The organism is Variovorax paradoxus EPS (genome assembly GCF_000184745.1).
Classification (GTDB): Bacteria; Pseudomonadota; Gammaproteobacteria; order Burkholderiales; family Burkholderiaceae_C; genus Variovorax; species Variovorax paradoxus_C.
Window position 1 is genome coordinate 1973261 of record NC_014931.1, and the last position, 23818, is coordinate 1997078.

24 protein-coding genes and 1 other RNA gene are annotated in these 23818 nt (G+C 65.0%); 19 read left to right on the forward strand and 6 right to left on the reverse strand.

Annotation, left to right across the window (positions count from 1 at the left end):
* Positions 1-46: 46 nt before the first annotated feature.
* Together VARPA_RS08940 and gyrA are read right to left on the reverse strand one after the other, a co-directional pair.
* Entirely contained in the window at positions 47-637 is a 591-nt protein-coding gene (locus tag VARPA_RS08940) for a DUF2059 domain-containing protein (protein ID WP_041942827.1), read from the reverse strand.
* A complete protein-coding gene (gyrA, locus tag VARPA_RS08945; protein WP_013540231.1) occupies positions 634-3279 on the reverse strand; it encodes a DNA gyrase subunit A in 2646 nt (881 codons plus the stop codon). Before gyrA ends, VARPA_RS08940 begins: the two co-directional genes overlap by 4 nt.
* A gap of 225 nt (positions 3280-3504) precedes the next feature.
* Between gyrA and ompA the strand changes: the two genes are divergently transcribed.
* From ompA to ssrA, 4 genes are all read left to right on the forward strand, one after another.
* Positions 3505-4155: an outer membrane protein OmpA gene (gene ompA / locus VARPA_RS08950; RefSeq protein ID WP_013540232.1), complete on the forward strand. Its 651-nt coding sequence runs from the start codon at positions 3505-3507 to the stop codon at positions 4153-4155.
* 129 nt (positions 4156-4284) lie between these two features.
* On the forward strand, positions 4285-5013 hold the full coding sequence (ubiG, locus tag VARPA_RS08955; protein WP_013540233.1) for a bifunctional 2-polyprenyl-6-hydroxyphenol methylase/3-demethylubiquinol 3-O-methyltransferase UbiG: 729 nt from the start codon (positions 4285-4287) through the stop codon (positions 5011-5013).
* On the forward strand, positions 5010-5678 hold the full coding sequence (locus tag VARPA_RS08960) for an HAD-IA family hydrolase (RefSeq protein WP_013540234.1): 669 nt from the start codon (positions 5010-5012) through the stop codon (positions 5676-5678). The genes ubiG and VARPA_RS08960 overlap by 4 nt, the downstream gene beginning before the upstream one ends.
* Before the next feature lie 12 nt (positions 5679-5690).
* Positions 5691-6077, forward strand: a transfer-messenger RNA (tmRNA) gene (ssrA, locus tag VARPA_RS30515).
* A gap of 64 nt (positions 6078-6141) precedes the next feature.
* Here ssrA and VARPA_RS08965 read toward each other — a convergent pair.
* Both VARPA_RS08965 and VARPA_RS08970 read right to left on the reverse strand, forming a co-directional pair.
* The gene (locus VARPA_RS08965; protein ID WP_234974978.1) at positions 6142-6321 is read right to left on the reverse strand and encodes a hypothetical protein; all 180 of its coding nucleotides are present in this window, start codon (positions 6319-6321) and stop codon (positions 6142-6144) included.
* Between the two features lie 42 nt (positions 6322-6363).
* Positions 6364-6642 (reverse strand): hypothetical protein, encoded by a 279-nt coding sequence (locus VARPA_RS08970; RefSeq protein ID WP_013540236.1) that lies wholly within the window; start codon positions 6640-6642, stop codon positions 6364-6366.
* Between the two features lie 50 nt (positions 6643-6692).
* Between VARPA_RS08970 and VARPA_RS30520 the strand changes: the two genes are divergently transcribed.
* The 13 genes from VARPA_RS30520 to ntrC all read left to right on the forward strand — a co-directional run bounded on the left by VARPA_RS30520 (position 6693) and on the right by ntrC (position 20770).
* On the forward strand, positions 6693-6941 hold the full coding sequence (locus VARPA_RS30520) for a hypothetical protein (RefSeq protein ID WP_080559367.1): 249 nt from the start codon (positions 6693-6695) through the stop codon (positions 6939-6941).
* A 172-nt stretch (positions 6942-7113) separates the two neighbouring features.
* On the forward strand, positions 7114-8709 hold the full coding sequence (locus VARPA_RS08975; protein WP_013540237.1) for a methyltransferase regulatory domain-containing protein: 1596 nt from the start codon (positions 7114-7116) through the stop codon (positions 8707-8709).
* Between the two features lie 54 nt (positions 8710-8763).
* A complete protein-coding gene (gene ggt, locus VARPA_RS08980; protein WP_013540238.1) occupies positions 8764-10500 on the forward strand; it encodes a gamma-glutamyltransferase in 1737 nt (578 codons plus the stop codon).
* A gap of 56 nt (positions 10501-10556) precedes the next feature.
* Positions 10557-11306: a pseudouridine synthase gene (locus tag VARPA_RS08985; RefSeq protein ID WP_013540239.1), complete on the forward strand. Its 750-nt coding sequence runs from the start codon at positions 10557-10559 to the stop codon at positions 11304-11306.
* A 91-nt stretch (positions 11307-11397) separates the two neighbouring features.
* Positions 11398-12405, forward strand: a complete 1008-nt coding sequence (locus tag VARPA_RS08990) for a YncE family protein (protein WP_013540240.1) — start codon at positions 11398-11400, stop codon at positions 12403-12405.
* On the forward strand, positions 12389-13195 hold the full coding sequence (locus VARPA_RS08995; RefSeq protein WP_013540241.1) for a polysaccharide deacetylase family protein: 807 nt from the start codon (positions 12389-12391) through the stop codon (positions 13193-13195). The genes VARPA_RS08990 and VARPA_RS08995 overlap by 17 nt, the downstream gene beginning before the upstream one ends.
* Before the next feature lie 10 nt (positions 13196-13205).
* Positions 13206-14180: a sterol desaturase family protein gene (locus VARPA_RS09000; protein ID WP_013540242.1), complete on the forward strand. Its 975-nt coding sequence runs from the start codon at positions 13206-13208 to the stop codon at positions 14178-14180.
* Positions 14181-14221: 41 nt separating this feature from the next.
* Entirely contained in the window at positions 14222-15109 is an 888-nt protein-coding gene (locus tag VARPA_RS09005) for an EI24 domain-containing protein (RefSeq protein ID WP_013540243.1), read from the forward strand.
* Entirely contained in the window at positions 15106-15906 is an 801-nt protein-coding gene (locus VARPA_RS09010; protein WP_200861452.1) for a competence/damage-inducible protein A, read from the forward strand. The genes VARPA_RS09005 and VARPA_RS09010 overlap by 4 nt, the downstream gene beginning before the upstream one ends.
* A gap of 146 nt (positions 15907-16052) precedes the next feature.
* On the forward strand, positions 16053-17468 hold the full coding sequence (glnA, locus tag VARPA_RS09015; protein WP_013540245.1) for a type I glutamate--ammonia ligase: 1416 nt from the start codon (positions 16053-16055) through the stop codon (positions 17466-17468).
* 133 nt (positions 17469-17601) lie between these two features.
* Positions 17602-18114 (forward strand): hypothetical protein, encoded by a 513-nt coding sequence (locus VARPA_RS09020; RefSeq protein WP_013540246.1) that lies wholly within the window; start codon positions 17602-17604, stop codon positions 18112-18114.
* 4 nt (positions 18115-18118) lie between these two features.
* A complete protein-coding gene (gene glnL / locus VARPA_RS09025) occupies positions 18119-19198 on the forward strand; it encodes a nitrogen regulation protein NR(II) (RefSeq protein ID WP_013540247.1) in 1080 nt (359 codons plus the stop codon).
* Between the two features lie 24 nt (positions 19199-19222).
* Entirely contained in the window at positions 19223-20770 is a 1548-nt protein-coding gene (gene ntrC, locus VARPA_RS09030) for a nitrogen regulation protein NR(I) (RefSeq protein ID WP_013540248.1), read from the forward strand.
* A gap of 40 nt (positions 20771-20810) precedes the next feature.
* On the opposite strand, the gene VARPA_RS09035 is transcribed toward ntrC, so the two are convergent.
* Together VARPA_RS09035 and xth are read right to left on the reverse strand one after the other, a co-directional pair.
* Positions 20811-21341, reverse strand: a complete 531-nt coding sequence (locus VARPA_RS09035; RefSeq protein ID WP_013540249.1) for a hypothetical protein — start codon at positions 21339-21341, stop codon at positions 20811-20813.
* A 13-nt stretch (positions 21342-21354) separates the two neighbouring features.
* Positions 21355-22140, reverse strand: coding sequence for an exodeoxyribonuclease III (gene xth / locus VARPA_RS09040; RefSeq protein ID WP_013540250.1), 786 nt, complete (start codon positions 22138-22140; stop codon positions 21355-21357).
* A gap of 226 nt (positions 22141-22366) precedes the next feature.
* Between xth and VARPA_RS09045 the strand changes: the two genes are divergently transcribed.
* Both VARPA_RS09045 and VARPA_RS09050 read left to right on the forward strand, forming a co-directional pair.
* A complete protein-coding gene (locus tag VARPA_RS09045) occupies positions 22367-23101 on the forward strand; it encodes an AP2 domain-containing protein (RefSeq protein ID WP_144298955.1) in 735 nt (244 codons plus the stop codon).
* A 37-nt stretch (positions 23102-23138) separates the two neighbouring features.
* Positions 23139-23816 carry an alpha/beta family hydrolase gene (locus VARPA_RS09050; RefSeq protein WP_013540252.1) on the forward strand — a complete coding sequence of 226 codons (678 nt, stop codon included), beginning with the start codon at positions 23139-23141 and terminating at the stop codon, positions 23814-23816.
* Positions 23817-23818 lie beyond the last annotated feature (2 nt).

Here is a 23818-nt window from a genome sequence, read left to right on the forward strand (position 1 = left end):
TGTAGGGGCGCTTGCCGGCCGGCGTCTGCTGCTGAGTCACGTTGATTTACTTCTTGGTGGAGGCCTTGGCTGGTGCCTTGGCGGGTGCGGAACCCTGGGCCGGGGCATCGGTCGGAGCGCCGAGTGCCTTGGCAACGTTGGTGTCGAGCGCGCGCATCTTGGGTTCGATCGAGGCGCGGGTTTCGGCCACCAGCTTTTCCGTCAATGCGGTCTGCATCTTCGGATTCAGGTCCTGATACTTCTTGCTGAGCGGGGAGTTGATCCAGGCCAGCAGTTGCTTGAGCTCGTCTTCGCTGAAGTTCTGCTCGAGCAGCGGGGTCAGGGCGCCCGGTGCCAGTTGCACGGCCTTGTCGCGCACGAGGGGGTAGGCGTCGTCGAAGTACTTCTTCAGCTCGGCGTCGGCAGCCTTGGCGGCCGATTCGCGCTTGGCCTCAGGCACTTGCGTCTGCAGGTATTGCGAACCGGCTTGCGCGATCGGGGCACTCGACTGCTCGACCAGGCCGCGCGCCAGCGACTCGATGCCGGGGCGCTGGATGTCGATGAACTGCTTGATCAGCGTGGCCTTGTCCTGGGCCATGGCGGCCATCGAGCTGCTGGCCAAAGCTACCGTCAGAAGTGCGAGTTTGATTTTTTTCACTGAGGATTCTCCGTTGAAGATGAGGAAGTATCGTCCGCGTCCGGCTCGCTTTCGCCGTTCGCGTCGTTCTCGACGATACGTTGTAGCCCGCTGAGTTTGGCGCCTTCGTCAAGCCCGATCAGCGTGACGCCTTGCGTCGCGCGACCCAGTTCACGAATTTCGGCAACCCGGGTGCGCACAAGCACGCCCTTGTCGGTGATGAGCATGATCTCATCGTCCGCATGCACGAGGGTGGCGGCAACGACCTTGCCGTTGCGCTCACTCTGTTGAATCGCGATCATGCCTTTGGTTCCGCGGCCGTGACGCGTGTATTCCGTAATGCTTGTTCGCTTTCCGTAACCATTTTCCGTGGCGGTGAGCACGCTCTGCTGCTCGTCTTCGGCCACCAGCATGGCGATCACACCCTGGCCCGGGTCGAGCGACATGCCGCGCACGCCGCGCGCATTGCGGCCCAGCGGGCGGACGTCGTCTTCGGCGAAGCGCACGGCCTTGCCGCCGTCGCTGAAGAGCATCACGTCATGCTTGCCGTCGGTGAGGGCGGCGCCGATCAGATAGTCGCCGTCGTCCAGGTTCACGGCAATGATGCCGCCCTTGCGCGGGTTGTTGAACTCGTCGAGCGCGGTCTTCTTGACGGTGCCCATCGAGGTCGACATGAACACGTACTGGTCAGCCGGGAAGTTGCGCTTCTCGCCGGTCAGGGCGAGCGCGACGTTGATCTTCTCGCCCTCTTGCAGCGGGAACATGTTGACGATCGGCCGGCCGCGCGAGCCGCGCGAACCCGCCGGCACTTCCCACACCTTGAGCCAGTAGAGCCGGCCGCGGTTGGAGAAGCACAGGATGTAGTCGTGCGTGTTGGCAATGAAGAGCTGGTCGATCCAGTCGTCTTCCTTCGTGGCGGTGGCCTGCTTGCCGCGGCCGCCGCGCTTCTGCGCACGGTATTCGCCCAGCGGCTGGCTCTTGATGTAGCCGCTGTGCGAGAGCGTGACCACCATGTCGGTCGGGGTGATCAGGTCTTCGGTCGAGAGGTCGAACGCGCTGTGCTCGACCAGGCTGCGGCGTGCGCCGAGCTTGCTCTGGCCGAACTCCTGCTTGATGGTGCCCAGCTCGTCGCCGATGATGACCGACACGCGCTCGGGCTTGGCAAGGATGTCGAGCAGGTCGTCGATCTCTGCCATCACATCCTTGTACTCGGCGACGATCTTGTCTTGCTCGAGGCCGGTCAGGCGTTGCAGGCGCATCTGCAGGATTTCTTGCGCTTGCGTTTCCGAGAGGCGGTAGAGGCCATCCGAGCCCATGCCGAATTCGCGCTCGAGGCCTTCGGGGCGGTAGTCGTCGGCGTTGATCACGCCACCATCGGCGCGCGAACGCGTGAGCATTTCGCGCACCAGCTTGCTGTCCCAACTGCGGGTCATCAGCTCTGCCTTGGCGACGGGCGGCGTCGGCGATTCGCGGATGATGCGAATGAACTCGTCGATGTTGGCCAGCGCCACCGCCAGGCCTTCGAGCACATGGCCGCGTTCGCGGGCCTTGCGCAGCGTGAAGACGGTGCGGCGCGTGACCACTTCGCGACGGTGCTGCAGGAAGACCTCGATCAGGTCCTTCAGGTTGCACAGCTTGGGCTGGCCGTTGACCAGCGCCACCATGTTGATGCCGAAGGTGTCCTGCAGCTGCGTCTGCTTGTAGAGGTTGTTGAGCACGACCTCGGGCACTTCGCCGCGCTTGAGCTCGATCACCAGGCGCATGCCCGACTTGTCGGACTCGTCCTGGATGTGGCTGATGCCTTCGATCTTCTTCTCGTGCACCAGCTCGGCCATGCGCTCCTGCAGCGTCTTCTTGTTGACCTGGTAGGGGAGCTCATCGACGATGATCGCCTGGCGCTGGCCGCGGTCGATGTCCTCGAAGTGGCACTTGGCGCGCATCACGACCTTGCCGCGACCGGTGCGGTAGCCGTCCTTCACACCATTGATGCCGTAGATGATGCCGGCGGTGGGGAAGTCGGGCGCAGGCACGATTTCCATCAGCTCGTCGATGGTCGCTTGCGGATTGCGCAGCAGGTGGAGGCAGGCGTCCACCACTTCATTCAGATTGTGCGGCGGGATATTGGTGGCCATGCCGACCGCAATACCGCCGGAGCCATTGACCAGTAAATTCGGCAACTGGCTCGGCAAAACTTTCGGCTCTTTTTCGGAGCCGTCGTAATTGTCCTGAAAGTCGACGGTTTCCTTGTCGATATCGGCCAGCATTTCATGCGCAATTTTGGCCAGCCGGATTTCCGTATAACGCATTGCGGCTGCGTTGTCTCCATCGACCGACCCGAAGTTGCCCTGGCCATCGACCAGCATGTGGCGCATCGAGAAGTCCTGCGCCAATCGCACGATGGTGTCGTAGACCGATTGATCGCCGTGCGGATGGTATTTACCGATCACGTCACCGACGATACGGGCCGACTTTTTGTACGGCCTGTTCCAGTCGTTGTTGAGCTCATGCATGGCGAAGAGCACGCGCCGGTGCACGGGCTTGAGGCCGTCGCGTGCATCGGGGAGCGCCCGGCCCACGATCACGCTCATTGCGTAATCGAGATAGCTGCTGCGCATTTCCTCTTCGAGACTGATGGGCAGGGTTTCTTTGGCGAAGGATGTCATTGAGCGAGAGGCTGGCGGCAGGAAGGCGAAATTTTACGCTGTGAGGGGTGTCGCTCCGCCGCAACACAAGCCGGCTATTCCGCCTCCGTCCTACGCTTCGGGGGCGTCCGGCGGCCTGTTTGCCAAAGACCCTATGGCACAATCGTCTCAACGTTTTGGGTGGTGGTCACTTAAAGCGTCCTTGATTCGCAGCGCGGCTGCGGCTTTTTCCCCAAGAGGAGAACCATGAAGAAACTGAATAAAGTGGCGATGATGTTTGCAGTCGCTGCGCTCGCCACTGCCGCCGGCGCGCAGACCCGTGTCACCGCTGCGAACGGCGGTCCTACGATCGACAACTGGCAAAACGGCACCGGCGAGCTGGTCTGGAAGAACGGCACGAACGAACTGTGCTGGCGTGATGCCAACTGGACGCCGGCTACCGCCGCCGCCGGTTGCGACGGCGCTTTGGTTCCCGCAGTCGCTGCGCCTGCAGCACCTGGCGCAGCTCCCGTTGCTCCTGGCGCACCGCCGGCCGTCGCTGCTTCGAAGGTGACCTTCGCTGCCGACGCATTCTTCGACTTCGACAAGTCGGTTCTGAAGCCTGAAGGTCGCGCCAAGCTGACCGACCTGGTCGAGAAGATCCGTGGCGTCAACCTCGAAGTGATCATCGCTGTGGGCCACACCGACTCGATCGGTACGGACGCCTACAACCAGCGTCTGTCGGTGCGTCGCGCCGAAGCCGTCAAGGCCTTCCTGGTCTCGAAGGGCATCGAACGCAACCGCGTCTACACCGAAGGCAAGGGCGAGAAGCAGCCAGTGGCTGACAACCGCACCAAGGAAGGCCGCGCCAAGAACCGTCGCGTGGAAATCGAAGTGGTCGGCACCCGCGCCAACTAATCAATCGATTCCATCGATGATGAAAACCCCGCCTCGGCGGGGTTTTTTTATGCCTGTCGAATTCCGTTGGCAAGCATTCGACAAGATCGCCCGATACAGGTCATCCATTGCCCGCTTCATAATTGCCATATGACAGAAAACGTGAATGCCGATCCGGCAGAACTCGCCAAGTTTTCAGAACTTGCGCATCGATGGTGGGATTTGGAGAGCGAATTCCGCCCGCTGCATGAAATCAATCCGTTGCGCCTGGAATGGATTGACGGTATTGCGCCAATTTCTCAGCGCCGCGTTGTCGATATCGGTTGCGGTGGCGGAATCCTCGCCGATTCGATGGCCCGAAAGGGCGCCGAGGTGCTGGGCATCGATCTGGCGGGCAAAGCGCTCAAGGTCGCTCAGCTGCACGCGCTCGAAGCCGGTACGCGCGGCGTCAAGTACCGCGAGATCAGCGCCGAAGCACTCGCTGCTGAGCAGCCCGGCAGCTTCGATGTCGTCACCTGCATGGAAATGCTGGAGCACGTGCCGAAGCCCGCCTCGGTGATCCAGGCCTGTGCCACGCTGGTCAAGCCCGGTGGGTGGGTCTTCTTCTCGACCATCAACCGCAATTTAAAGTCCTTCGCGCTGGCGATCGTTGGCGCGGAATACATCCTTGGCATGCTGCCGCGCGGCACCCATGAATATGCGAAGCTGATTCGCCCCAGCGAGCTTGCGTCCTACTGTCGCGCGGCGGGCCTCGATCTGCGGCACGCCCGCGGCATGGAGCACAACCCGCTGACCCGCCGGTACTGGCTCAGTGCCGATACCAGCGTCAATTACATGTTTGCTACGCAGAGGCCTCCGCTGCCGGGCGCGCAGCGATGAAGGGGGCACTCACGCAAGCCGTGCTGTTCGACCTCGATGGCACGCTGATCGATAGCGCGCCTGACCTGGGTGCTGCCGCCGACAAGATGCGAACGGATCGTGGCCTCGAATCCTATCCTCTCGAACGCTATCGCCCGCATGCGGGTTCAGGTGCGCGCGGCATGCTCGGCGTGGCATTCGGCATCACGCCTGATGCTCCCGAATTCCCCGAGCTGCGGGAAGAATTCTTTGTCGCCTATGAGCGTCGCATGTTGCTCAACACGCAGGTGTTCGATGGCATCCAGGCGCTGATCGACGCCATCCAGGCGCGCGGCCTGCTCTGGGGTGTGGTCACCAACAAGTCGATGCGATTCACGGACCCGTTGACTCGGGCAATGCCGCTCTTCGCCAGCGCTGGCGCCATCGTGAGCGGCGACACCACGCCGTATGCCAAGCCGCATCCCGAACCGCTGCACGAAGCGGCGCGCCGATTGGGTGTTCCCTCCGAAGCATGCATCTACGTGGGCGACGACGAGCGCGACATCATCGCGGGCCGTGCGGCCGGCATGCGGACCGTGGCCGCCACCTATGGCTACATGGGTTCGCGGGCCGATGCCACGCTCTGGGAGGCCGACGTCTCAATCTCTTTGCCCATGGAGCTCTTGCATTTGCTCGATAGCGCCTAAAATAGGGCGCTTGGGGCTGCACTGGTTTCGACGTGGGTTCGGAGTCGCAGCGGGGCATGTCGAGCTGAATGCGCTCGTAAAACAGATTCAAACAAACTAACTGCAAACGACGAACGTTTCGCACTCGCTGCTTAATTGCCAGTGAGCTTTGCAACAGCAGGCCGATGGGCTGGGCAAGGGGGTGACAGAGCAATCTGAATCCTCCCGGCTGCAAAGATAATTACATCGGCTGGCTCCGATCCGGGTACCTTGGGTCGGGGCGAGAAAATAGGGTGCTGGCGTCCGGTTTAGCGTGTGACTGCGCGACTCCGGAAGCGAGACTCAAATCAGATCACTAAACATGTAGAACTGCGCGATGAAGGCTTGCGGACGGGGGTTCAAATCCCCCCAGCTCCACCACTCAACAGAACGGCAGTCGTTGTCACCAACGACTGCCGTTTTTTCTTGCTTCAGCCTCTGAAGTTCAGTAGCACTGAAACAGCACGCCGGATTCCGCCGGTGCCCTGCCGATCCACTTGGGCGTCAGGCTCTTCGCACTGCAGTAGTCCGCCGCCAGCGTGTAGCTGGGCGCACGCAGCACGCCTTCGCGAAACGGCACGATCTCGTTCGGGGCCGTGCAACCGGTGATGACGGTGGTGATCAAGGCAAGCGGAAGGAGAGGAGTGCGCCAATTCATCGGGGCATTCTAAGACGCGAGGTTCGAGCCCGTACCGGACGTGCGTCCAGGATAGAGGTACGTGCAATACGCACCGGACTTGCCGAAAAGTTGCTGTGCGAGCATCACCGGGTCCTCGCCCTTGTGCTTCTCGTAGAGCACCGGTCCCCAGATGATGAAGCCGTCGATGCTGAGAGTCCTGGGGGCGGGTTCGATGGCCTTCCAAGCGTGCGCGAACTTCGAGATCCAGGCCAAGGCCTCGGTCAATGCGTGATTGGGAGCGGGAGCCATATCTTCGGTCGTAGACATTGCGACATCCTTGATGAAATGACTGTACAAATATACAGTAAAATCCTCTCATGGAAAATATCCCGGCCACCCTTTGGATTGCCGCCTGCGCGCATCGATTGCGGCAGCGCTGGCACTCGGTCGACGTCTTCGAACTGGAAGACATGGCGCGCACGCTTCGACGCGATGCGCGGCTGAGGGCCATGCCGCCCGAGGATGCGGCCGACGATTGGCTTCGTCCTCTCACGGGAACCTCGACGCAAGGGCCGGCCGCTCCACCCAACCGGTTGCCTTCAGGGCCACTTCCGATTTCTCCTTGACGGGTCAGCCGTCCCCCGCCAGCCACCTGTGCGGGGTCCTTGATGCCATGCCAGCAGAAAGGCTTGAGCCCAGCGTCACCGCTGGGTTTTTTTTGCCCGATCGCGAGGCTATAGTCGGCCAGCGCCGTCACAGCGCAACCCCCAGACCTTCGCAGATCCTCAAAGGACGTTCGTGCCGGATTCACTGACTTCCACGCTGACCAGCTACTACGACACGGTGCCCTACGACTCGCACCCGTTCCCACAGTCCGCGATGGAGCACCTGGAGGCGCTGGCCTTCTTGTTCGGCCTTGATGCGCCTGCTCCCGCCACGGCCCGCGTGCTCGAATTAGGTTGCGCGGCCGGCGGCAACCTGATTCCCTTCGCGGCACGCCATCCCGAGGCGAGCGCCCTCGGCGTCGACCTGTCGCCTGTGCAGGTGTCGCAAGGCGTCGCAGCTATCGCCCATGCGAGCCTGTCGAACGTGGAGTTGAGGGCATTCAACATCGCCGACATCGACGCCTCGTTCGGCCAGTTCGACTACATCGTTTGCCACGGCGTCTACAGCTGGGTGCCAGGGCCGGTGCAGGACGCGATCCTGCGCATCTGCTCCGAGAACCTCGCGCCGAACGGCGTGGCCTACGTGAGCTACAACGTGTACCCGGGCTGGAAGGCGCGCGAGATCGTCCGCGACGCGATGATTCTCCGCGGCGGCCCTCGCGACACGCCCGACGAAAAGCTGGCCTATGCGCGCGGCATGCTCGAGTTCCTCGAGCAGTCGGCGCGCCCCGACAGCGTGCTCAAGAAAACGCTCGAAGAGACGATGCCGATCGTGCGTGGCGCCAATAGCTCCTACCTGCTGCACGAATTCCTCGAGCCCTGCAACGAGCCGTGCTACTTCAAGGAGTTCGCCGCGCGTGCCGACGCCCGCGGCCTGGCTTACCTGTGCGATGCGGAGCCCTCGACCATGTTCGTGCAGAACTACGGCGAGAAGGTGCGCGATCCGCTGCTGCGCGAATGCGGCGGCAGCCAGATCATGATGGAGCAGTACCTCGATTTCCTGGTCAACCGCACCTTCCGCCAGACCCTCCTGGTCAAGCAGGAGTGCGCCCGGGACATCCGCTACCGCCTCGATCCGGCGCGCATCCGTGCCCTCGAATTCGCCGGCGTGTTCACCACAGAGGACGGTGGCGCGCTGACGCTCGATGCGCGCGAGCAGCCCTGCCATGCGATGCGCAATCTCAAGGTCACGCTGCGCCTGCCCGCGCACAAGGCCGTGGCGCAGGTGCTGGAGGCGCGCTATCCCGCGTCCGTGTCGGCAGAAGCTCTGATCGATGCCGCGGCAAAGCTCAACGGCGAGCCGCGCGATGCGGTCGAACGCGTCGTGCTGGCCATGCTCGAGGAACTGGTGATCCTCGGCGCCTTGCGGTTCCGGCGCACGCCGGTGTCTGCGGCGACCGAGGTGTCCGGCCTTCCGCAGGCCCTGTCCACCGTGCGGGGCGCGCTCGGCCTTGCGCTCACGGCCGGCGCCAATGCCCAGGCCTGCAACCAGTGGCACGAGCCCGTCGGCCTCACGTTGCTGGAGCGCAGCCTGCTGCCGCTGCTCGACGGCGCACATTCGCACGAAGCGCTTGCCGAGCACCTGGCCAGTGAAGTGCGGGCTGATCGCCTGCGCTTCATCAAGGACGAGAAGCCGCTGACCGAGCCCGAGGCGCTGAAGGAATTCGCGCAGCAGCAGGTCGCGCTGGCCCTGAAGGACCTGCGGCGCAAGGCGCTGCTCACGGCCTGACCGTTCCCGTTTTCATTCCCTCGTTCTTCATCCAACTCAAAGAGGAGACTTCCCATGCAGCAATTCCAATGGACGCCGACATTGCGCGCCGCCGTCGCAGCCGCGCTCGCGCTGACTGCCGCGGGCGCGTCGCAGGCGGCCTCGCAGGCGCCGGTCGCGGCCGAGCACGGCATGGTCGTGAGCGCGCAGCACCTGGCCAGCAAGGTCGGCGTCGATGTGCTCAAGCGCGGCGGCAACGCGGTCGATGCGGCGGTTGCCGTGGGCTATGCGCTGGCGGTGGTGTACCCGGCAGCGGGTAACCTCGGCGGCGGCGGTTTCATGACCGTGCAACTGGCCGACGGCCGCAAGACCTTCCTAGACTTCCGCGAGAAGGCGCCGCTGGCCGCTACGGCCAACATGTACCTGGACAAGGACGGCAACGTCATCAAGGGCCTGAGCACCAACGGCCACCTCGCCGTCGGCGTGCCGGGCTCGGTGTCGGGCATGGAATACGCGCGCGAGAAGTACGGCACGATGAAGCGCGCCGACCTCATCGCTCCCTCGATCCAGTTGGCCGACAAGGGCTTCGCGCTGGAGCAGGGCGACATCGACATGCTGTGGACCTCCACCGCCGATTTCCAGAAAGACCCGGTCTCCGGCGCGATCTTCCTGAACAAGGGGCAGCCTTTCCAGGTCGGCCAGAAGCTCGTGCAGAAGGACCTCGCCAAGACGCTGAAGGAAATCAGTTCCAAGGGCACCGACGGCTTCTACAAGGGCTGGGTCGGCAAGGCGATCGTGGCATCGAGCCAGGCCGGCAAGGGCATCATCACGCAGGCCGACCTCGACCAGTACAAGACGCGCGAACTCGCCCCGGTCGAGTGCGACTACCGCGGCTACCGCGTGGTGTCGGCACCGCCCCCGAGCTCGGGCGGCGTGATCATCTGCGAGATGCTCAACATCCTGGAGGGCTACCCGCTCAAGGACCTGGGCTTCCGCTCGGCGCAATCGGTGCACTACCAGATCGAAGCCATGCGCCACGCCTACGTGGACCGCAACAGCTATCTGGGCGACCCCGACTTCGTGAAGAACCCGCTCGATCGCCTGCTCGACAAGGGCTACGCGGAGAAGATCCGCGCGGCCATCGATCCAAAGAAGGCGGGCGTCTCCAAGGACATCAAGCCCGGCGTCGCGCCGCACGAAGGCAGCAACACCACCCACTACTCGATCACCGACCAGTGGGGCAATGCGGTCTCGGTCACCTACACGCTGAACGACTGGTTCGGCGCCAAGGTCACGGCCGACAAGACCGGCGTGCTGCTGAACAACGAGATGGACGACTTCACCTCCAAGATCGGCGTGCCCAACATGTACGGCCTGGTGCAGGGCGAGGCCAACGCCATCGCCCCGGGCAAGCGCCCGCTGAGCTCGATGAGCCCGACCATCGTTTCCAAGGACGGCAAGCCGGTGTTCGTGGTCGGCACGCCCGGCGGCAGCCGCATCATCACGGCGGTGCTGCACACGATCCTGAACGTGGTCGACTACGGCATGAACGTGCAGGAAGCCGTCGATGCGCCGCGCTTCCACCAGCAGTGGCTGCCCGACGTCACCAACGTCGAGACCTTCGCCATCAGCCCCGACACCCGCAAGATCCTGAGCGACATGGGCCACAACCTGGGCGTGCCGCAGCCGGCGAACCACCTCGCGGCGATCATCGTCGGCGCGCCGTCGCTGGGCGGCAAGCCGGTCGGCGCCAACCGCTTCTACGGCGCGAACGACCCCCGCCGCAACACCGGTCTGGCGGCCGGGTACTGATCCTGCAAACTCAGGGCGGTCGTGCCACGCTGGCGCGGCCGCCTTTTTCATTTCCCATGCATCTGCAAGACATCCTCTACACCCAGGGCTTCGGCACGCGACGCGTTTGCGCGGGGCTGGTCCAGCAAGGCCACGTGACCATCGACGGCAAGGCCGTGACGGACCCCTTCGCCGACGTCGACCCCGAAGGCCTTCTCTACACCGTGCAGGGCACGCCGTGGGCCTATCACGAGAAGGCCTACCTGATGCTGCACAAGCCGGCCGGCACCGAGTGCTCGCAGAAGCCTTCGACCTACCCGAGCATCTACACGCTGCTGCCGTCGCCGCTGCGCCTGCGGCCCAACAAGGGCGCGGTACAGGGCGTGCAGGCCATCGGCCGGCTCGACCAGGACACCACCGGTCTCCTGCTGATGACCGACGACGGCCAGTTCATCCACAAGATGGGCTCGCCCAAGCACCACGTGCCCAAGGTCTACGAGGTGACGGCGAAGCACCCGGTGGACGAGGCGCAGATCGCGAAGCTGCTGGCCGGCGTGGTGCTCGACGACGACCCGAAGCCGGTGCGCGCGGCGGCCTGCGAATCCGACAGCCCGCTGCACCTGCGGCTCACGCTCACCGAGGGCAAATACCACCAGGTCAAGCGCATGCTGGCCGCGGTGGGCAACCGGGTCGAGGGCCTGCACCGTTCGCGCATCGGCGAGCTGTCGCTGCCCGCGGACCTGGCGCCGGGGCAGTGGCGCTGGCTGACGGCCGAAGAAGTGGCAGCGCTGCGTGCGCCGACGAAACCTGCCAAGCCGCCACAGTAGGGGCAGAAGGGGAGAGAAAGAGCGCCGGAACGGTCAGCCAGCCTTCAGGGCCGGCCGTTAAGATCCTCAGCTCTTTCCCGGAACCTTCCCCTTGCGACTCCCTGCCCGCCCGAACGGCCGCGTTGCGGCCTTCCTGTTTTCCTGCCTGACCGTCCTGGTGGCCCACGCCGCCACCGCCGCGCCGGCCGAACCTCCTCCCATCTTCGTGCTCAACTCGCTGGACGCCAACGTCAGCGTGATCAACCCGGTCGACTGGACCGAGAAGCTGCGCATTCCCACGGGCAAGGAGCCGCACCACATCTACATGACGCCTGACGAAAAGTCGGTCATCGTGGCGAATTCGGCGGGCGATTCGCTCACGTTCCTCAATCCGAAGACGGCGGAGGTGCAGCGGGTGGTCTACGGGATCATCGATCCGTACCAGCTGCAGTTCTCGCGCGACATGAAGTGGTTCGTCACCGCGGGCAACCGGCTCAACCACGTGGACGTGTACCGCTGGGACGGCAAGGACCTGAAGCTCGCCAAGCGGATCGCCTCGGGCAAGACGCCCAGCCACATCTGGATCGACAACACCAGCACCATTGCCTACGTGACGATGCAGGACAGCGACGAGATGATCGCCATCGACCTGCCCACGCAGACCATCCGCTGGCGCGTGGCCACCGGCGCGATGCCGGCCGACATTTACGGCATTCACAACGACAAGACCCTGCTGGTGGGCCTGACCGGCAGCGACGGCGTGCAGGTGTTCGACGTGGCCGGCACCGAGCCCAAGCTGGTCGGCAAGATCCCCACCGGCAAGGGCGCGCACGCCTTCCGCTCGGCCGGCGACGGCAAGAGCGTGTTCGTGAGCAACCGGGTGGCCAACACGATCAGCCGCATCGACATCGCGACGCTGAAGGTCAGCGCGACCTACGCGGTGCCGGGCGGCCCCGACTGCATGGACGTGTCGGCCGATGGCAAGACGCTGTACGTCACCTCGCGCTGGGCCAAGAAGCTCAGCGTGATCGACCTGGCCACGCAGAAGGTGGTGCGGCAAGTCAACGTCGGCCGTTCGCCACACGGCGTCTGGACCCTCGACCATGCCAAGCGCATCTAGCCGCGCCCGCCGGGCCATCGCGCTGGCGATGGCCGTCGCTGTCGTCCCCGCCGCCTGGGCGCAGGGCGGCACCTGCGAAAAGCCGGTCTACCTGACCTTCGACACCGGCCACATGGGCATCGCCCCGCTGGTGGCCGAGGTGCTCAAGCGGCAGGACGTTCGCGTCACCTTCTTCGCCGCCGCCGAGCGCACGACGACCGATGGTGACAGCCTCGACAACCACTGGGCGCCCTGGTGGAAGGCGAGGGCGGCCGAGGGCAACGAGTTCGCCTCGCACACCTACGACCACACCTACTGGCGCGCCGACCTGAAGGGCACCACGCCGACCTTCCGGGTGAAGCCCTCGGCGGGCGCTTTCGCCGGCCGCGAGTTCACCTGGACCGCCGCCGAGTACTGCGCCAACATCAGCAAGGCCTCCGATCGGCTGGCGCTCATCACCGGCAAGAAGCCGCTGCCGCTGTACCGCGCGCCGGGCGGCAAGACTTCGCCCAAGCTGCTGGCGGCCGCCAAGGCCTGCGGTTATGAGCACGTGGGCTGGGCGCCCGCCGGCTTCCTCGGCGACGAACTCCCGAGCGAGAAGTTCAGCAACGAGAAACTGCTGACGCAGGCGCTGGACACCATCCGCCCCGGCGACATCCTGCTCGCGCACCTGGGCATCTGGTCGCGCAAGGACCCGTGGGCGCCGGCCAACCTGGAGCCGCTGATCGTCGGCCTGAAGGCCAAGGGCTTCTGCTTCCAGACCCTGCGCCAGCATCCGGACTACCGCGCCTGGATCGCATCCCACCCCTGAGGTTGCCGCCGTGATCGACTGGTTGACGGACCTTTTCTCCGCCCTGCAGGGCTGGTTCTTCGAGGCGGCGGTGCAGCCGCTGGTGTACGCGGTCGGCCTGGGCGGCTGGACCGAGGACGCCTTCGACGCCACCGGCTGGCTGCTGGTCGGCTTCATCCAGATCGTCGTGCTGCTCGCGGTGATCGGGCCGCTGCAGCGCTGGCGCTCGGTGGAACCGGTGGTCGACCGCCACGCGATCCGCATCGACGTGCTCTACACGCTGATCCACAAGCTTGGGCTTTTCCGCCTTGCGCTCTTCTTCACGCTGCAGCCTTTCTTCGACGATGCGCTGGGGAGCCTGCGTACGGCCGGGTGGGGCACCTTCCACCTGGACGAAGTCTGGCCCGGCGTGACCGACGTGCCGGTGGTGGCCTTTGCCATCTACCTCGTGGTGCTCGACTTCGTCGGCTACTGGATCCACCGCGGCCAGCACCAGTTCAACTGGTGGTGGGGCCTGCATTCGCTGCACCACTCGCAGCGCCAGATGACGATGTGGAGCGACGACCGCAACCACCTGGTCGACGACATCGTCCACGACGCGATCATCGTCATCGTGGCGCAACTGATCGGCGTGGCGCCGGGGCAGTTCATTGCCTTCGTCGCCTTCACGCAGCTCAGCGAAAGCCTGCAGCACGCGAACCTGAGGCTGAGCTTCGGCGCGATCGGCGAGCGGCTCTGGGTCAGCCCGCGCTTCCACCGGCTGCATCACAGCATCGGCCTCGGCCATGAGTCGCGCGGCAAGAGCACGCTGGGCGGCCACAACTTCGGCGTGCTGCTGCCCTGGTGGGACATGCTGTTCCGCACCGCGAACTTCGAGGACCGCTACGACCCGACCGGTATCCGCGACCAGGTCGAGCCAGACGCCAGCGGCCGCACGCGCGACTACGGCCGGGGCTTCTGGGCGCAGCAGTGGCTGGGCCTCAAGCGCATGGTCGGCCGCGGCTGAATCGCCCCGGGCCGGATCCCAGGCGTTATCCTCGCTGCCTCATGCGCCTGCTCCTCGACTCCTTCTGGCGCGCGGTCGCCTATTGCATGCTGCCGCGCGTGATCGTGCTGTCGCTGCTGCCGCTGGGCCTGATGGTGCTGCTGGCCGCGGGGCTCGGCTATTTCTATTGGGACTCGGCCGTCACCTGGACTCGCAGCGCGCTCGACGCCTGGCCGCTGCTCGCGAGCTTCTGGGCCTGGATCGGACGGCTTTTCTCGGGCGACGTGACCTTCGTGCTGGCCTCGCTGGTGGTGGTGTTCGCCGCCACGCCGCTGATCGTGGTGGTGTCGCTGCTGATCGTGGCGGGGCTGATGTCCCCCGCGCTCACCAAGCTCGTGGGCGAACGCCGTTTTCCGTCGTTGGAGCAGAAGAAGGGCGCTTCCTTCCTCGGCAGCGTGGCGCGTTCGCTGGGCGTGACCCTCCTCGCGTTGCTGGCGCTGGTGGTCTCGATGCCGCTCTGGCTCATTCCGCCGCTGGTGTTGATTCTTCCCCCGCTCATCTGGGGCTGGCTCACCTACCGGGTCATGAGCTTCGACGCCCTGGCCGAGCACGCGAGCCCCGAGGAGCGCGCCACCTTGCTGCGCACCCACCGGTTGCCGCTCCTGTGCATCGGCGTGCTGTGCGGTTACCTCGGCGCCGCACCGAGCATCGTCTGGGCTTCTGGGTTGCTGTTCGCCGCCGCCTTCTTCGTGCTGGTGCCGATCGCGATCTGGATCTACACACTGGTCTTCGCCTTCTCGGCACTCTGGTTCGCGCACTATTGCCTCGATGCCCTGGCCCAGCTGCGCACGCAGCGCGCCGCGGCGCTGGCCTCGGCCGAAGGCGGCACGCCCGCCCTCGAGGCGGCCGAAGCCAACCAGGCCGCTCTTTCTCAATGGGGTTCACCATGACACGCGCATTCGGTCTCATCGTCGTCGGCGACGAGATCCTCTCCGGCAAGCGCGCCGACAAGCACATGCCCAAGGTCATCGAGCTGCTCGCCGCGCGCGGCCTGCAGCTGGGCTGGGCGGAGTACGTGGGCGACGAGCCGACGCGCATCACCGCCGCGCTCATGCGCGCCTTCGCCTCGGGCGACATTGTGTTCTCGACCGGCGGCATCGGCGCCACGCCCGACGACCACACCCGCCAGTGCGCCGCCAAGGCCTTGCGCGTGCCGCTCGCGCTGCACCCCGAAGCCGAGGTGCTGATCCGCGAACGCATGCAGGACACGGCCAAGGAGCAGGGCACCGTCTACGAGCCCGACCGGCCCGACAACATCCACCGCCTGAACATGGGCGTGTTCCCGCAGGGCGCGACGATCATCCGCAATCCCTACAACAAGATCCCGGGCTTCAGCGTCGAGCATGTGCATTTCGTGCCGGGCTTCCCGGTCATGGCCTGGCCGATGATCGAATCGGTGCTCGACACCCGCTATGCCGATCTCTTCACCCGCAACGCCATCGCCGAGAAGTCGGTGATCGTTTTCGGTGCGATGGAGGCCACCCTCACGCCCCTGATGCAGGCCATCGAGGAGACCCACGCGGGCATCAAGGTGTTCAGCTTGCCGAGCGTCGATCACCCCCAATACGGCCGTCACATCGAGTTGGGCGTCAAAGGCGACCCCGGCCGGCTCGATGCGGCCTATACCCAGCTGATCGAAGGGTTGCACACTTTCGATGCCAAGCTTGGCCCAGAATTGGTGCGTTAAAAGTCAATGCACCAAACTGGTGACGCCTCGCACGTATTTAAGCGGTGCATCTGTTCATAAAGCCTCATTCCGTGAGGCGACAATGGCACAGAAACTGCATCCTTCGTTCCCGTATTCCTAACCACCATCCAACTCAGGAGAAACTGATGGCAAAGACCGTCGCCGATGTACTCAAGCTCGTCAAGGAAAACGAGGTCAAGTTCATCGACTTCCGCTTCACCGACACCCGTGGCAAAGAGCAGCACGTCACCGTGCCGGTCTCGGCTTTCGATGAAGACAAATTCACGTCGGGGCACGCGTTCGACGGCTCGTCCATCGCTGGCTGGAAGGGGATCGAAGCTTCGGACATGCAGCTCATGCCCGACCCCAACACCGCCAACATCGACCCCTTCTTCGAAGAAACGACGCTGATCCTGACCTGCGACGTGATCGACCCGGCAGACGGCAAGGCCTACGAGCGCGACCCGCGTTCGCTCGCCAAGCGCGCCGAGGCGTACATGAAGGCATCGGGCCTGGGCGACACCGCCTTCTTCGGTCCGGAACCCGAATTCTTCGTGTTCGACGGTGTTCGCTGGAAGAACGACATGTCGGGCTGCTTCGTGAAGATCGATTCCGAAGAAGCCTCGTGGAACACCGACAAGGAATACGAGCACGGCAACACCGGCCACCGTCCCGCAGTCAAGGGTGGCTACTTCCCGGTTCCCCCAGTCGACAGCTTCCAGGACATGCGCTCGGAAATGTGCCTGGTGCTCGAATCGCTCGGCATCCCGGTCGAAGTGCATCACCATGAAGTGGCCAACGCCGGCCAGATGGAACTCGGTACCAAGTTCAGCACGCTGGTCCAGCGCGCCGACTGGGTCCAGCTGCAGAAGTACGTGATCCACAACGTGGCCCACGCCTACGGCAAGACCGCCACCTTCATGCCCAAGCCCATCGTCGGCGACAACGGCTCCGGCATGCACGTGCACCAGTCGGTCTGGAAGGACGGAAAGAATCTGTTCGCCGGCGACGGCTACGCAGGCCTGTCCGACTTCGCGCTGCACTACATCGGCGGCATCATCAAGCACGCCCGTGCCCTGAACGCCATCACGAACCCCGGCACCAACAGCTACAAGCGCCTGGTGCCCGGCTTCGAAGCCCCGGTGAAGCTGGCCTATTCGGCCAAGAACCGCTCGGCCTCGATCCGCATCCCGTTCGTGGCCAACCCGAAGGGCCGCCGCGTCGAAGCGCGCTTCCCCGATCCGCTGATGAACCCGTACCTCGGTTTCGCCGCGCTGTTGATGGCCGGTCTCGACGGCGTGGAAAACAAGATCCATCCGGGCGAAGCTGCCAGCAAGGACCTGTACCACCTGCCGCCGGAAGAAGACGCGCTGATCCCGACCGTGTGCCACAGCCTCGACCAGGCCCTGGAATACCTCGACAAGGACCGTGCGTTCCTGACCAAGGGTGGCGTGTTCACCGATTCGTACATCGATGCGTACATCGAGCTGAAGATGCAGGAAGTCACCCGCTTCCGCATGGCGACCCATCCGGTCGAGTTCGACATGTACTACTCGCTGTAAAGCGAGCCCCTCGCGGGGAAGTAAGACAAAAGGACGGCCTCGGCCGTCCTTTTTCCTTGACGCGGAACATCTTGTCACCAGTGGCGCGGAATTGCATGAAAATGCGCCTTTGTCGCGCCACCCACCGATTCACATGAAGACTGCTTCTCTCATTTTCCTGGCCGGTTCATTGTTGGCCGCCCTGCCGGCGTCCTCGCAAGAGCGCGTGTGGCGCTGCGGCAATGAATACACCAACAACGCCACCATCGCCCAGCAGAAGGGCTGCAAGGTCATGGAGGGCGGCAACGTCACCGTCGTCCAGGGTGGCGGTGGTACGACGAAGTCCTCGTCGAGCGGCTCGTCGGGCGCTTCCGCCGCGCGTGCGCCGGCCGGCAGCCCGCGCGTCGAAGGCGTCGACCAGCGCGCCCGGGACGGCGAAGCCCGTTCGGTGCTCGAGTCCGAACTCAAGAAGGCCGAGGCGCGCCAGGCCGAGCTGCAGAAGGACTACAACAACGGCGAGCCCGAAAAGCAGGGCAGCGAAGGCCGCAACTACCAGAAGTACCTCGACCGCGTGGCCGAAATGAAGGCCGAACTCGCGCGCAACGAGAGCGACATCGCAGGCATCCGCCGGGAAATCGGCCGGTTGCCGACCAACAAACCCCAGTAATCGCATGGCATTCGGGAAGAAGGCGGTTGGCGCCAACACGCGCTTTCAGACCTTCGACCTGCTGTCCACGCTGATTGCCGTGGTCAACAGCGACGGCTCCGTGCTGTTCGCCAACGCAGGCCTCGAAGACGCACTGGGCACCTCGCGGCGAACGCTCGAAGGCTCGCAATTTGGCGCCTGTTTTCATGAGCCGCAGGTGCTGCGCACCGCGCTCGACGGCGCCAGCAGCAACGACTTCGCCACGCTGCGCTACGAAGCCTTTCTGCGGCGCGTCAATCACGAGCTGATGCCGGTGCAGGTCACGCTCGCGCACGGCGACAAGAAGGGCGAACTCATCATCGAGATGTCGCCGCTCGAGCACCAGGTGCGGCAAGACCGCGAAGAGCGGCTCATCGACCAGGCGCAGGCGAACAAGGAACTCATCCGCAACCTCGCGCACGAGATCAAGAATCCGCTCGGCGGCATTCGCGGTGCGGCGCAGCTGCTGCAGATGGAGGTCGAGTCGCGCGACCTCATCGAATACACCCAGGTCATCATCCACGAGGCCGACCGGCTCCAGACGCTGGTCGACCGCCTGCTGGCGCCGCACCGCCGGCCGCACGTGGTGGGCGACGTGAACATCCACGAAGTCTGCGAACGCGTGCGCTCGGTGATCCTTGCGGAGTTTCCGCGCGACCTGCACATCGAGCGCGATTTCGACGTGTCCATCCCCGAGTTCCGCGGCGACCGCGAGCAGCTCATCCAGGCCACCCTCAACATCGTGCACAACGCCGCGCAGGCCCTGACGGAGCGTCGCGCGGCAGGCGATGCGCAGATCACTTTCAGGACCCGCATCGCCCGGCAAGTGATATTCAACAAGCAGTGGTATCGATTGGCATTGGAATTGCATGTCATCGACAATGGACCGGGTGTGCCGGACACGATCAAGGACCGCATCTTCTATCCGCTCGTATCGGGCAGGGAGGGCGGAACAGGCCTCGGGCTGACCCTTGCACAAACCTTTGTGCAACAGCATCACGGCGTGATCGAGTGCGACAGCGTCCCGGGCCGAACCGATTTCAAGATACTGATACCGCTGCCCTAGCGCAGCACGGCAACAAGGAGATGCATGAAGCCGATCTGGATAGTTGATGACGACCAATCGATCCGCTTCGTGCTCGAGAAGGCCTTGCTGCGCGAAGACTTGCCCACCCGCAGTTTCACGAATACCCGGGAGGTGCTCGCAGCCCTGGAGCAGGCCGACGACGACGAGCAGCAGGGCCCCCAGGTCCTGGTGAGCGACATCCGCATGCCCGGCGGCTCCGGGCTCGATCTGCTCGACAAGATCAAGGCCAAGCACCCCGGCCTGCCGGTCATCATCATGACGGCGTTCTCCGACCTCGACAGCGCCGTCTCGGCCTTCCAGGGCGGCGCCTTCGAATACCTGCCCAAGCCCTTCGACCTGCCGCGCGCGGTCGAGCTCATCCGCCGCGCTGTCGACGAAAGCCAGCGCGAGGAAGTCTCCGAAGAGCGCATGGTCGCCGCGCCCGAAATGCTCGGCCAGGCGCCCGCGATGCAGGACGTGTTCCGCGCCATCGGCCGGCTCTCGCAGAGCAATGTCACGGTGCTGATCACCGGCGAATCGGGTTCGGGCAAGGAACTGGTGGCGCGTGCGCTGCACAAGCACTCGCCGCGCGCCAACGGTCCCTTCGTGGCCATCAACACCGCGGCTATCCCGAAGGACCTGCTCGAGAGCGAACTCTTCGGCCACGAGCGCGGCGCCTTCACCGGCGCGCAGACCATGCGGCGCGGCCGCTTCGAGCAGGCCGAAGGCGGCACGCTCTTCCTCGACGAAATCGGCGACATGCCGTTCGACCTGCAGACGCGCCTCCTGCGCGTGCTGAGCGACGGTCACTTCTACCGCGTAGGCGGCCACAACTCGGTCAAGGCCAACGTGCGCGTGATCGCGGCGACCCACCAGGACCTGGAGCAGCGCGTCAAGCTCGGCGGCTTCCGCGAAGACTTGTTCCACCGCCTCAACGTGATCCGCCTGCGTCTACCGGCGCTGCGCGAACGCGGCGAGGACGTGCCCGCGCTCACGCGCCACTTCCTGCAGCAAAGCGCAAGGCAGCTCGGCGTCGAGCCCAAGCGCATCTCCGATGCAGCGCTCGCCAAGCTCGCCACCTTCGGTTTCCCGGGCAACGTCCGGCAGCTCGAAAACATCTGCCACTGGCTGACCGTGATGGCGCCCGCGCAGCTGATCGAAACCAAGGACCTGCCGCCCGAGGTGATGGCCGTCGGCCTGGACACGCATGCGGCCGAGGTCGCCGCACCGGTGGCCGCGGCTGTACAACCGTCGGCTGTGCCACAGCCGAGCCCGCCGGGCCTGCCGGTCCCGGGCGTCGAGCGCGAATCGGTGTCGGCCTCCGCCGTTCCCGAAGCCGTGGAAGCGCCTGTTGGCGTGAGCAGCTGGGAAAGCGGCCTGGAACTCGAAGCCCAGGCCTTGCTGGCCGCCGGCCGCACCGACGTCTGGGATGTGCTTTCGCGCCGCTTCGAATCGCGCCTGATCCTCACAGCCCTGGGCAGCACCCGCGGCCGCCGCATCGAAGCCGCTCAAAAGCTGGGCATCGGGCGCAACACCATCACCCGGAAGATCCAGGAACTCGGCATCGAGTAAGCGCGAGTAAGCGCGAGCCCGAGGCATCGTGCCTCGGGGGCTATCGGCTCCGCTGGCCCAGCGTCAGCGAGTCGAGCTGGAACTTTCCGCTCTTGTCCCAGAGCCAGGTATCGACATACGTGTGGCCGCCCAGCTTGCCCGGCGACGGCAGCGGCGACGTCGCCTTGATGAGCTCGGCAATCATCGGCGGCACTTCCGGCGCATGGCTCGGCACGCGGCTGAAGCTCACGTTGGTCACCTTGCCGTCCGCGTCGATGTCCGTTTCGACCACCACCACCGCGTAGACCAGCGGCGGAATCTTTCCCTTGTAGATCCGGTTGGCGTACGCCTTGTAGATGTGGCGCGCGCCGGTCTTGCGGTAGGCACGCACGGCAGGCGTTTGCGCGGTGATCAGGCGCACCGTCGGCACGTCGCTCTTGCCGGGCGGCGCCGCTTCGTCCGTGGGCGCCGTGGCGCTCTTGCCGTCTTCCGTCTTCTCGGTGGGCTTGAGGATGGAGCAGGCGCCCAGCGTCAGCGCGATGGCGAAGATCCCAAGGGTGCGGCAGGTTCGCAGAAGCAGGTGCTCGGTCATGGCGTGCTGGGGCTCAGGCGCCCGGGGCCAGGTCGAGCACCACGGGGGCGTGATCGCTCGGCTTCTCCCACTTGCGCGGCACGCGGTCGATGATGCAGCCCTTCACGCGCGGCAGCAGCGTCTCGCTCACCAGGATGTGGTCGATGCGCAGGCCCCGGTTCTTCTGGTAGCCGAGCATGCGGTAGTCCCACCACGAATAGCTCTTCTCGGGCTGCTCGAACATGCGGAAGCTGTCGGTGAGGCCCAGGCCGAGCAGCGCCTTGAAATGCTCGCGCTCCTCGGTCGTGTGATGGATGGTTTCCTTCAGCCCCACCGGGTCGAAACTGTCGCGGTCTTCCGGCGTGATGTTGAAGTCCCCCAGCAGCACGAGGTTCGGGTGCGCGACGAGTTCCTGGCGCAGCCAGTCGCGCAGAGCATCCAGCCACTTCAGCTTGTATTCGAACTTGTCGCTGCCCGGCGCCTGGCCGTTCACGAAGTAGCCGTTGACCACACGCAGCGGGCCCGTGGGCGTCTCGACGGTGGCGGCGATCACGCGCGACTGCTCGTCCGTGAAGCCGCCGATGTTCTTCACCACGTCGCGCATCGGCGCGAGGCTCAGGATGGCAACGCCGTTGTAGGTCTTCTGGCCGAACACCGCGGCCTCGTAGCCGGCCGACTTGAGCACCTCGAGCGGGAACTTGTCGTCGGTCATCTTGAGCTCCTGCAGGCAGAGCACGTCGACCGGGTTGGCAATCAGCCAGTCGAGCACGTGCTGCAGGCGGGCGGTGAGGGAGTTGACGTTCCAGGTGGCAATTTTCATGGATCGCTGTCGAGTTGTTGGTTTCGATGATGTTCGCGTAACGATACGCCGGATCCGCGTAAAGACGCTTGTCCAGCGGAACCGCGGGGCGCTGTCCCGAACCAGAAATGTACGTTGCCGCGGGGACCGCGCCGTGTCGGACCACGGCCCAACCCCCAATGCAAGCGCTGCTCCCCGGTCGTTATTACGATAGGTAACCCGATACACGTTTCGCACTGCTCAACCCATGCCAAAAGGTGTTCCGAATTCGGCCGACATGTACGGCATCTACAGCCGGCCTTGGGGCTTCGAGGTGTCGATCGTCAGGGCCGGCGTGCGGTATCGCGAGGGGTTCGGCCAGGCCAGCTACGGCGGCGCTTCGCAGGCGCTGCTGCACGCGCAGCGGTGGCGCGATGCGCTGGTGAAAAGCCTGCCGCCGCCTACGCGCCGCTCCCGGGCCGAGAAGCTCCGGCCCAACAACAAGACCGGGGTGCCCGGCGTGTTCCGCCTGCTGTCGGCCCACGGAAAGATGCTGGGCTGGCTCGCCAAGACCTACATCGCCCACGACCAGATCCTGCGGGCGCTGTTTCTCGCGGGCGACCAAGGCAGTGCGGCGCGGTCGATGGCGATCCGGGAACGCGAGCGGCAGCTCGCGCAGATGTCCGGGCTGGCGAAGGTGCATCCGGCCGAAGAGGCGATCCGCAATGCGCCTTCGCAACCGATCGAGGGGCTTTCGCCGAAACGCCCGCCGTCCGAGATCGTGCGAAAGAACAACCGCAGCGGCATTTCCGGCGTCACCTTCAAAGCGCCCCGGCCCCGGCACCCGGGCTACTGGATGGCCATCACCTACATCGCGGGAAGGGGCACGGTGAGCAAGGCGTTCTCGGTGGCCGCGCATGGCCACGACAAGGCCAGGGCGCTGGCCGTGGCGGAGCGCCGGCGCCAGCTGGAGCAGAAGCGCCGCGAGCGTCTGGCTGCTTGATGCGAATGCGTCCGTGGCCGAGGATCGGGGCTTTGCCATGAAAACAATGCAGATCGCAATCTCCGTCGCATCCGGTGTCGATGTCTCGGCCCTGGCGGTGTCGCCGGCGGATGCCCAGGCCTGCCTTGTCCTGGCGCACGGTGCGGGCGCGGGCATGGCGCATCCGTTCATGAACGCCGTCGCCGCGGGGCTTGCAGAGCGGCGCATCGCGACGCTGCGCTATCAGTTCCCGTACATGGAAAAAGGCCTGAAGCGCGTGGACTCGCCAGTGCTCGCCCACGCCACCGTGCGAGCGGCCGTCCGATGCGCTTCGCAGCACTTCGATGGCGTTCGCCTGTTCGCCGGCGGCAAGTCGTTCGGTGGCCGCATGACCTCGCAGGCCCAGGCGCTCGATGCGATGCCGGGCGTCGAGGGGCTGGTCTTTCTCGGCTTCCCGCTTCACCCCTCGGGCGCGCCGTCCGTCGATCGCGCCGCCCATCTGTACGAGGTCGAGGTGCCGATGCTGTTCGTGCATGGCACGCGCGACAAGCTCGCGGAGCCCGGGCAGATGCGGCCCGTGCTTCGCGGCCTGGGAATGCTGGCGACGTCGATGGAGATCGAGGGCGCCGACCACTCGTTCAGCGTGCCCAAGCGCAGCGGACGCTCGAACGAGGACGCGCTGGACGAAGCGCTCGATGGCCTGGCCCTGTGGACACAGGCCTGGCGCATCGGCTGAAA

Coding starts and splice junctions, on each gene's coding strand:
- gyrA (WP_013540231.1), bottom strand. CDS start 3,279: ATGACATCCTTCGCCAAAGAAACCCTGCCCATCAGTCTCGAAGAGGAA.
- ompA (WP_013540232.1), top strand. CDS start 3,505: ATGAAGAAACTGAATAAAGTGGCGATGATGTTTGCAGTCGCTGCGCTC.
- ubiG (WP_013540233.1), top strand. CDS start 4,285: ATGACAGAAAACGTGAATGCCGATCCGGCAGAACTCGCCAAGTTTTCA.
- VARPA_RS08960 (WP_013540234.1), top strand. CDS start 5,010: ATGAAGGGGGCACTCACGCAAGCCGTGCTGTTCGACCTCGATGGCACG.
- VARPA_RS08970 (WP_013540236.1), bottom strand. CDS start 6,642: ATGTCTACGACCGAAGATATGGCTCCCGCTCCCAATCACGCATTGACC.
- VARPA_RS30520 (WP_080559367.1), top strand. CDS start 6,693: ATGGAAAATATCCCGGCCACCCTTTGGATTGCCGCCTGCGCGCATCGA.
- ggt (WP_013540238.1), top strand. CDS start 8,764: ATGCAGCAATTCCAATGGACGCCGACATTGCGCGCCGCCGTCGCAGCC.
- VARPA_RS08985 (WP_013540239.1), top strand. CDS start 10,557: ATGCATCTGCAAGACATCCTCTACACCCAGGGCTTCGGCACGCGACGC.
- VARPA_RS08995 (WP_013540241.1), top strand. CDS start 12,389: ATGCCAAGCGCATCTAGCCGCGCCCGCCGGGCCATCGCGCTGGCGATG.
- VARPA_RS09005 (WP_013540243.1), top strand. CDS start 14,222: ATGCGCCTGCTCCTCGACTCCTTCTGGCGCGCGGTCGCCTATTGCATG.
- VARPA_RS09010 (WP_200861452.1), top strand. CDS start 15,106: ATGACACGCGCATTCGGTCTCATCGTCGTCGGCGACGAGATCCTCTCC.
- glnA (WP_013540245.1), top strand. CDS start 16,053: ATGGCAAAGACCGTCGCCGATGTACTCAAGCTCGTCAAGGAAAACGAG.
- VARPA_RS09020 (WP_013540246.1), top strand. CDS start 17,602: ATGAAGACTGCTTCTCTCATTTTCCTGGCCGGTTCATTGTTGGCCGCC.
- glnL (WP_013540247.1), top strand. CDS start 18,119: ATGGCATTCGGGAAGAAGGCGGTTGGCGCCAACACGCGCTTTCAGACC.
- ntrC (WP_013540248.1), top strand. CDS start 19,223: ATGAAGCCGATCTGGATAGTTGATGACGACCAATCGATCCGCTTCGTG.
- VARPA_RS09035 (WP_013540249.1), bottom strand. CDS start 21,341: ATGACCGAGCACCTGCTTCTGCGAACCTGCCGCACCCTTGGGATCTTC.
- xth (WP_013540250.1), bottom strand. CDS start 22,140: ATGAAAATTGCCACCTGGAACGTCAACTCCCTCACCGCCCGCCTGCAG.
- VARPA_RS09045 (WP_144298955.1), top strand. CDS start 22,367: ATGCCAAAAGGTGTTCCGAATTCGGCCGACATGTACGGCATCTACAGC.
- VARPA_RS09050 (WP_013540252.1), top strand. CDS start 23,139: ATGAAAACAATGCAGATCGCAATCTCCGTCGCATCCGGTGTCGATGTC.